Source organism: Dyella sp. (assembly GCF_051954575.1).
In the GTDB taxonomy this organism is placed as follows: Bacteria; Pseudomonadota; Gammaproteobacteria; order Xanthomonadales; family Rhodanobacteraceae; genus Dyella_B.
The window spans coordinates 38720-47607 of the sequence record NZ_JBQCHP010000036.1 but is presented as its reverse complement, the minus strand read 5'-3'; the positions used below and the strand labels follow the sequence as shown (position 1 = coordinate 47607).

The 8888-nt window shown below is 55.4% G+C and carries 9 protein-coding genes; all 9 read left to right on the top strand.

The genetic code is table 11. The features are described 5' to 3' along the window. Positions 1-982, top strand: a 982-nt coding sequence (locus ACTHNE_RS05570; protein WP_440268725.1) for a DUF2345 domain-containing protein, incomplete at its 5' end; no start/stop codon positions are given. Positions 983-992: 10 nt separating this feature from the next. Beyond that, positions 993-1856, top strand: a complete 864-nt coding sequence (locus ACTHNE_RS05565; protein ID WP_440268724.1) for a DUF4123 domain-containing protein — start codon at positions 993-995, stop codon at positions 1854-1856. A gap of 686 nt (positions 1857-2542) precedes the next feature. Next, complete coding sequence (locus ACTHNE_RS05560) at positions 2543-3037, top strand: DUF3304 domain-containing protein (RefSeq protein ID WP_324937223.1); 495 nt, start codon at positions 2543-2545, stop codon at positions 3035-3037. A gap of 30 nt (positions 3038-3067) precedes the next feature. After that, a complete protein-coding gene (locus ACTHNE_RS05555; RefSeq protein WP_324937221.1) occupies positions 3068-4801 on the top strand; it encodes a T6SS phospholipase effector Tle1-like catalytic domain-containing protein in 1734 nt (577 codons plus the stop codon). Between the two features lie 26 nt (positions 4802-4827). Continuing rightward, the gene (locus tag ACTHNE_RS05550) at positions 4828-5079 is read left to right on the top strand and encodes a PAAR domain-containing protein (RefSeq protein ID WP_414649685.1); all 252 of its coding nucleotides are present in this window, start codon (positions 4828-4830) and stop codon (positions 5077-5079) included. Positions 5080-5089: 10 nt separating this feature from the next. Then, positions 5090-6109 (top strand): hypothetical protein, encoded by a 1020-nt coding sequence (locus ACTHNE_RS05545; RefSeq protein WP_324937219.1) that lies wholly within the window; start codon positions 5090-5092, stop codon positions 6107-6109. After that, positions 6106-7179 (top strand): T6SS immunity protein Tli4 family protein, encoded by a 1074-nt coding sequence (locus ACTHNE_RS05540; protein WP_324937217.1) that lies wholly within the window; start codon positions 6106-6108, stop codon positions 7177-7179. Before ACTHNE_RS05545 ends, ACTHNE_RS05540 begins: the two co-directional genes overlap by 4 nt. A 116-nt stretch (positions 7180-7295) precedes the next feature. Beyond that, a complete protein-coding gene (locus ACTHNE_RS05535; RefSeq protein ID WP_324937214.1) occupies positions 7296-7544 on the top strand; it encodes a PAAR domain-containing protein in 249 nt (82 codons plus the stop codon). An 85-nt stretch (positions 7545-7629) separates the two neighbouring features. Then, a complete protein-coding gene (locus ACTHNE_RS05530; RefSeq protein WP_324937212.1) occupies positions 7630-8790 on the top strand; it encodes a hypothetical protein in 1161 nt (386 codons plus the stop codon). Positions 8791-8888 lie beyond the last annotated feature (98 nt).

Below are 8888 nucleotides of genomic sequence, written 5' to 3'. Positions count from 1 at the left end.
CATCGCGGCGTTCCACCACCACAGCCAATCTGTCGACCTGATCACCAATCAGGATCGCTGGATGTCGCGCAACGTGATTCGCACGCAGGCCGACAACAAGCTGGAGATGGAAGACTGGGAAGGCCAGGAGCATGTCAAGCTGTCGACAGAGCATTCCGGCAAGAGTCAGCTCACGCTCGGCCATATGGTCGACGGGCAACGGCAGAAGCGCGGCGAAGGGTTTGAACTGCGTACCTCCGCCTACGGTGCCGTGCGCGCTGGCGGTGGTTTGTTCGTTTCGTCCAATGACCGCCCGAACGCAAAAGGCAAGCAGCTCGATATGCGGGAAGCGTTGGAGCAGCTTATCGCCGCCCAGTCTCAGATGGAGCAACTGGCGCAAGCCGCGCAGACAGCCCAAGCCGATGCCGCCGATGCCAAGGCCATGAACGAGGTCCTGCAGAAGCAGATCAAGGACCTGCAGCAAGCGGTCATATTGCTGTCCGCGAGTTCCTCCATCGCCCTCACCTCACCTGAGACGATCCAGCACAGCGCCGGACACAACCTCACGTTCACTGCGGGCGAAAACGCCGACATGGGAGTGCTGCGCCGATTCACCGTCGCTGCTGGCGAGAAGATCAGCCTGTTCGCGCAAAAGCTTGGCATGAAACTCTTTGCCAACCAGGGCAAGGTGGAGATTCAAGCCCAGGGCGACGAAATGGCCCTCGCCGCCCTCAAAGACCTCACCATTACTAGCACCAACGGTCGGCTCGTGCTTTCCGCTTCCAAGGAAGTGTGGATCGGCGCCGGCGGCTCGTATATCCGCATCAATGGTAATCGCATCGAGAACGTTTCGCCCGGTGACATCCTAGAAAAATGTGCTTTCTGGGACACCGTTGAACCGGCTTCTGAAACCATACCGCTGCCACAGTTTCCCCGAACCACCTGCAAGAGCTGCCTGATCGACGCCATGCGTCGAGGAGCTCCCGGCGTGTACGTCAGCTAGGTGACCCGCCATGTTCCGCTACATCCTTCTCGATTCCTGCCAGCATCCGCGGTTTCACCAGAAATTGCAGCAATGGAACGTGCTATGTCGCTCCCTATTTGAGGGGCACGCCGAAGAAGCGCTCCCTGAAATAGCACCGCTACTCATCGATGTCACGACTGACGGCGAAGCGACCCGAAAGGTGACTGAAGAAACGACTCGAATTGGCCAGCTGAAACCGTGTGTCAGCGTGCTCGAATCAACGCTACCGTTGCTCTCATTGACCGAACATCTCGCTCAATTCCATCTGATTGAAATGCCGGATGGACGATCCATGCTGATGCGATGGTATGACACCCGCATCTTGCCCGTCTGGCTGAACGTCCTGACGGCGGAACAGCGCATGTTCTTTACACGCAACATCACGCGATGGACCAGCATCGATCGGTTTGGCATCGAGCAGGAACACGTACTTCCAGAACGCGACATGACAACGCCTCAAGCCCTGAGTTTTCCACTGCAACTTGATGAGCATCAAGCCGATCAGCTGTTCTCTGCTGCAGAACCCGACGCCTTGATCTTCGAGCTGCGCAAAACCATCCGCGCAGAAATTGACCGTGTACCGCAGCATGTACTCTATCCCTTCGTTCAAAAGCATTGGCAAATGGCTCGATTGAACGGTCTAAGCAAGACGGCCGAACAGCTTCAGCTTCTAATGCTCGCGCTCTACTCCTCTGGTGCCTTCATCGAACACCCATGCATTACGGAACTTTTTGCGTCATTAACCGCTCGCCAGCAATCCTTTTCATACCAATTCAACACCTTGCCTGAGAGCGTTTGGAGTACCGGCAAGCCTTTGTGGGAGCATCACACGGAACTGTTGAAGGAGCCATGACATGAGCGGGATTCACATTTTCGAGAGCAGCAGAACGTGTAGGCAAGCAACGCGAAGGTTTCGGCTCGCCTCGCCAAGCGTTCGTTTTATGCAAAACAATGCAAAACAGCACATCGCACCATGAAAGACGCAGTCAAAAATAGAAGGCTCCTACTTGCGATTGCTGCCCTTGGCCTTTTTACGGCGCTAGCTTTCTGGCTTTACGAATCGCTGTACGGGCCGTCCTTCTGCATTCTCGGCGAACACATCCAAGATTTGCAAACCCGTTGGGAGTGGCCAACCCAGAAAGGACAACGCAACAGGGACGAATTGCTTCGCGACGAAATTGCCTGCATGTGCACACAAGGCCCTCCGGGAGTACCAACCGAATGCGAGTCGGACTACCCCATCAAGCCAGGCACGTCCGTGCAAAGATTGGAGGAGATGGCCGATTACTATTCACACATAGGCTCCCAAGAACCCAAAGAGAAATGTATGGCGAAAAAGGGATACGAGCCTGTCTTGCACAAACAGTGGATTTGTTACTCACGATGGTCTCCCTAAACCACGCTTGACGAAAGACCCGATGAGGGCAAAGGGCGTTCACATGGCCTCTGCCACGACAACACACACCTCAACCTGTTTCAGCAAATGGAAACAGAGCCCCACGTTGTAATGCGCCTGTTGACGTTATAAGGACCACAATCATGTCTGCAACGCTACCCATTACCGGCTCGATGCTTGTCAACAGTTATCGTAGTTATCGCACACGCTCGTCCAGTAAAGTAACGGTGCGACTACTCACTACTGTTTTGCTGTGTCTGTTTTTATCGAGTTGCCGAGCCAGCGACGACACCATGGGTTTGGATGTCGTCGGCTATAACCATACAAACCAAGATATCGGCTGGTTTGCGGTCGCCAATGGTGGGGGGGGATATCTTGGAAAACATGAGCAAGGTGGCTTCGCCTGCTGCGCCTCCATTCCACGTAAATACATGCCAGGGATGACTGTCACCGTGCGTTGGGGCGGGGTGGATAGGGAAACGCAGGAACGAGTCGTCGAAGTCCCTCCTTACACATCAGCAGATGGAGGACATTTTTCCGTTCATTTCCTTCGCAATGGCGATATCAAAGTCTTCGTCACAATGTATTACCCAAGGCACCCCGATTACCCCCTCAAGGGTGACGAAGCCAAGATGTGAAATACTGTTGAGGCTATAAGGACCACACATATGTCTATCGCACTATCCATGCCCGATCCAATGCCCGCGGACGGGTACCGCACACTGTCACCTCGAGAAATGGCGCAGAGACAACGCGCCTTGACCTGTATTGAGAGCAAAGAGTCCGCGCAATGTCAGGGCCAGGTTTACGTCACGGTGTTCTTTGACGGCACCGGCAACAACATGGATTGGAAGGAACCCGGAACTCTGGGCAAACAAGAAGAGCTAGGCAAGCACAGTAATGTTGCGAGGCTCTACAGCGCTGCCATCGCCGAACCTGATAACGGTTTTTTTCCCTATTACATCCCCGGCGTCGGCACGCCTTTCGAGCAAATCGGCGATCGTTATGGTGGTCTCCTCGCGCACGGTCAGCGTAATCTGGGCGGCGTCAGCGGCTATATGGGTGCAGACCGCATAAATTGGGGCATCACCCGTATCTATAACGCTGTTCATCACTATCTGACCGATATCGATCTAATTGGTGACGACCAAGCGAAAACCATTGTCAACAATATAAGCTCGGCAGTTGGCGCACTTTCCTTCGAGAACGGCTATCGCCGAATGGTATTGCGCAATTGGGAAGAAAAACTCACCGCCGTCGTTAAAGGAAGTCAACGCAAAATCACGCAGATCAACGTCGCTGTGTTCGGCTTCTCGCGCGGATCCGCTGAGGCAAGAGCCTTTGTCAATTGGCTAAGCGAGCTGTTGAGGCAAAACGATGGCGGATACGCGTTAGCAGGCGTACCACTACGCATCTATTTCACGGGACTGTTCGATACGGTCGCCTCCGTCGGCATTCCTAACGCCATCCCGGGCATCGACGGCCATCTGGCGTGGGCGGACGGCAACATGCGCATACCTCCTGCTGTGGAGCAGTGCGTCCACTTCGTCGCGTTGCACGAACAGCGCGCCTGTTTTCCGCTGGAAACGGCGGCGAATGTACGACAGGTCGTTTATCCGGGCATGCACTCGGACGTGGGCGGCGGTTATTTACCTACCGAGCAAGGCAAGGTGTCACAACTATCGCAAATCCCTCTGAACGACATGCACTACGAGGCATTCAAGGCAGGAGTCCCCTTGCGTTCCAGAGAGGAGATTGAAGGACGTCCCGACCTGAAGAACGACTTTTTTATTCCTCCGGAACTCGTCAAGGCCTATAACGCATTCTGGCGAGACTGTGGCATCGGAAGCGCCTCCGGCACAGAAGCCACCCGTGATCTCGTTCACCAACATACGCACCAATATCTGCAATGGCGCGGCAGCCTGATGGAGCGCTGGCAAGCTCTTAGCACCCGCGGCTTTTATCAGCGCGCAAATAGGAACGATCAAAAAGAACTCGCTGCTGCCCAGGATGGTCTGGCCAAGCAGGTCGCCGAAGTACGTGAACGCATGCGTATAACTGACAGCGGCTCACCCGACGTGCTCGGTATTTTGCCCACCACAAGGCTTTATCGGCTTTTCTATGACGACCCGACTCAACCGGTGGACGCCACGACCATCGAGTTGCTTGGAGCCATCAACGATCATGCGAGGCTCCACGAGTCTGTTCGAACGTTTATGGACGACTATGTTCACGACTCGCGTGCGGGATTTCTCGAACCCTACCGGGTAACCGGCGGCTACCTCCGCTACCGAAACATTTTCCAGAACGAGCGCAGTCCCGCAAAAATGGCATCCTCCGAGACCGCATTTCCTGCTCCTGGTGCGGTGTCTACCTCAGATGCAGCCATGGAATTGGCATAACTCTTTACAACGGAGCGGCAAACTTCATGAGCAAGTTAATTCGACTCGGCGACAGCACCGACCACGGCGGGAAAGTAATAAGTGCATCGAGGAAGATGCGCATGCGAGGCCGCTTCGTCGCACGCAAAGGCGACGAAGTGTCATGTCCCAAGCACCCAGATGTTCGACCGAATCGAATCATCGAGGGTGACTCCAAGACTACCGATGGAAGGATTCCCGTTGCCCGCGAAGGGCATCGCGCAACATGCGGTTGTCACTTGATATCCAGCCTGAACTGACCATCGTTTCATGCCCGTCGAACTGCCTTCCGCACAGTGGGATACCACGCCCCCATCGCCACCTAGACTGATCGTCTGGCTGGCGGCGTTTGTCATCATCATGTTGACGGGAGTGATTTCCACATTGCTGACATGGCCCAAAGGGGAGCCGACCAATACAGCGTGGTTCTGGATTCGCCTGTTGGCCTTCCCGGCCTTGGCCTGGTCCTTCCTCTACGGTTTGCGTCTGCTCTATCACGATCAGGAAACCGCTCGCCTTCGTGCCGAAAACGATGCTTTGACTGAAGACCGTGACAAAGCCGTCGAATTCGCCCAGGAGCCCTTGGTAGTTCTGGACGTGGGCTATCTGTGCGCCATGGGTAACAACGAGGTCGCCGGACAGATTGCGGGTGGCCATGTCAAACTCGGATCGAGAGATGCCATAACTGGCGCTGCCTCGATTCGGCACACCTCGGTATCCGTTGAAGGCATCACGCAGATGGAGCGACTCGGAGCGTGTTTCATCGTGTTACTGCGCCGCATCAACACGTCACTACTGCAGTTTCCTGGCCGGGCACCGCTCGAGGTCTATCTGCAGTTGCCTCCTGACGCTCCACACGACGACATCCGTGACCTTTGGCAACACTGCTGGAATGCAGAGAAGCACCCTCCAGTGGAAGCATCGTTCCTTTCGTCCGAGCAAGGCATTTTGGCACTCGATGAATTGCTCGATATTCCGGGCGGCCCCGCGCTGGAGAAATTCGCCCTATTCGTTGCCGTGCAACTTCATGACATCCCTCCCGCCAATAGCGGTGAAGCCGCGATTGCGCTACTGCTTGGCTGGGCACCGCTCACGAAACGAAAAGGACTGACGTACCAAGCCCTGCTTCATCGACCGGTAGAAGTCGATCGTAGTGGTGGTGCCGCCATCCAACAGCAACTTGGCATTCCATGTATCGAGCATGAGCCGGCGTATCACCATATGACAGCACATCTCTTCGCGTTGTATGCGCTACAGAAGATCGCAGCCAAGGCCAAGGTAACGGCATGAAAGTGTTTTGGCGGCATGCGCTCAGCGCTCTACTCATCGTTTCATTGACCGCATGCGGTCCGACGTCCAAGGAAAAACAGATGATCGCGGACTTGACCACCCACATGAAACCCGTTTGCGTCGGACGCTTCGTCATGAACGTACCGCAGGACATGACGTTCGGCGGCTACGTCACGCTGTACTACGGCCTGGACGAAAACTACCAAACGGTCGACGTGCGAATCGAATCACTGGATGCCACGCTCGAATCCATGCGCAATCAAATGAATGCCACGGCGAGAGAGATCGATCAGGGGGACAAGAATCGGCAGACCAAAAAATCGATGCTTCTTGACTACCGTTTTCTCGAAAACAACATGATCTATTTGCGCAAGCAGGGGGATCTCATAAGTGCGACCGGAAGTGATCATGAGCTACATCTGCTGGTCGGAAAAACTCAACTGATCCTAAAGGCAGACTCTTATGAAGGCGTTCCCGAGGCTGGTCGTTACGCCCCGAATGGCAAAGTGGAAACGCCTGAACAAGTGGCTGCACGTTTATTCAAGGTCGCGAGCCAGATTCGCGCTGTGGACGATCCCGAGACGGCCGGCCCGGGCTTCTGTCTTGGTCCCGTGGTGATCGATAGCGACAACGACGAAGAGGCCGCTCAACTCTATCTTAAAACGGAGAAATATCCTGATTTGCTTATCACCATCTACAGCAAGGCGCTGACACCTGATGGAGACGAGAAACCGCTCCTCGAACGCGCCACTCATACCGAGAGTCGATTCGAGGTTGATGTGATACGCAAAGGCAACATCGCCATGGCCGGCATGAAGGGACAAGAATGGTTAGTCAAGGGCACTGACGATCACGACAAGCGTGTTTTGCTTTTTCGGACTGAATCCATGCACTCTGATCCCACACTGTCACGGCCTTTCCTGTCAATGAAATTGCGAGCCGGCGGGCAACCCCCTGACAAACGCGAATACGTCGACTCGTCACTAACGCCGCGCGAAGCTATGGCGCTGTGGGACGCCATCATCTCGTCCGTTCAACCGCGAGCAAATGCAGTACGTCCTAAACCATAAAAGTGACCAACAGATAAGGCAGAAGGCGTGAAGGAAGCGGGCACTGGTGACATACCGCACTATTGGCCGTCTCGCGCTTACCCCCAACATTTCAGATGTGACGCGAGGTAGAGAAAATGGATTTCATTCGTCTTGGCGACGCCACGGATCACGGCGGCAAAGTCATCAGTGCATCGTCCACCATGGACTACGACGGGCGACCTTTGGCTCGCAAAGGCGATGAAGTATCCTGCCCGAAACACCCCGATGTCCGTCCCAACCGCATCATCGACGGCGATGAGTCCATGACCGATCACGGCATCTCTCTTGCACGACACGGCTATCGCGCGACATGTGGATGTCGCGTGATCTCCAGCCTCACGTAACACTGCGCTCATGCCGGTTGAATTACCCACCCCAAAGGGAGACACCGCACCACCACAACCTCCTAGACCTGTTGTGTGGTTGATCGTGTCCATCGTCATTGTCGTTGGCGGCGCGGTATCGACGCTCCTGACTTGGCCCAAAGGCGAACCCACCAACACCGTTTGGTTCTGGCTACGCCTGCTCGGATTTCCTGCGCTTGCCAGTCTGCTCGCATACGGATTGCGTCTACATTACTGCGAGCAAGAAACCGCCCGCCTTCAGGCTGAGGATGATGTGCTGGCAGAGGACACGGCAAAGGCCATTCAATTTGCGCGCGAACCGCTGGCTGTACTTGCGAGCACTTATGTCTGCGCCTTTGAGAATAATGCTGCGGAAAAGATCGTGGCGCGTCAGTCCCGACTTGAAGCACACCGCCCTGCCAACGGTAAATTTGCGATTCGCCATACAGCCCTGTCGCAGTTCAACCAAACATCGTTACTCAACCGCTATCGGTCTTGTTTTGATGGCTTATTGCAACACATAGGCCCATCGCTTCACCAACTCCCCACCAAAGTGCCACTCGAGGTGCATCTGCAACTGCCGACGGATGCAGTCCATGACGGCATCGTTGAGGCATGGCGAGACTGTTGGCAATCCGCCGGATTTCAGTCTGTTGAAACTACCCTAGTTCCGCAGGAACTGGGCGTCATGGCGCTCGATGCCTGGCTGGATATTCGAGGCGGCCCTGGACTCGAGAAATTTGCTTTGTTCGTGGCCGCACAACTGCATGATAAGCCACCGGCAAACAGCGCCGAAGCGGTCGCTGCGCTGCTGCTCGGTTGGGCACCCCTCACCGAACGGAAAGGGCTGACGGCGAGTGCTCTCTTGCATCGTCCCGTGCAGGAGGAAAAAGACAACGTGAACGAGGCGATGTCACGAGCCATCCAGTGGGGTAATAGCGAAGCGACCAAGATCCATGATCTGTGGCAGACGGGACTTGAGCCTTCAGATCGGTCGGCGTTAATGCAAACAGCAGCCGACCTGTCCCTTGGTCTTTCGCAATCAGAAGACGGTGGCGGGATATACGATGTTGACGCGGCCGTTGGTCACGCAGGCGTTGCCTCTGCGTGGCTAGCTCTTGCGCTGGCCGTTGAACACACGTCTCACACGCAGAGACCACAAGCTGTGGCGACACGACAAACCACGCTTCGCGTGACTGTCATTCAACCCGCCACAACCATCATGGAGTCAGGACAGCAGGGATGAGCATTCGGAAGTTATCGGGCTATTGGATAGTCATACTCGTGATCACGGCCGGTGCGGCCGTGGCTGCGTGGTATCAAGGTGCAGCGCTGCATCCCTCC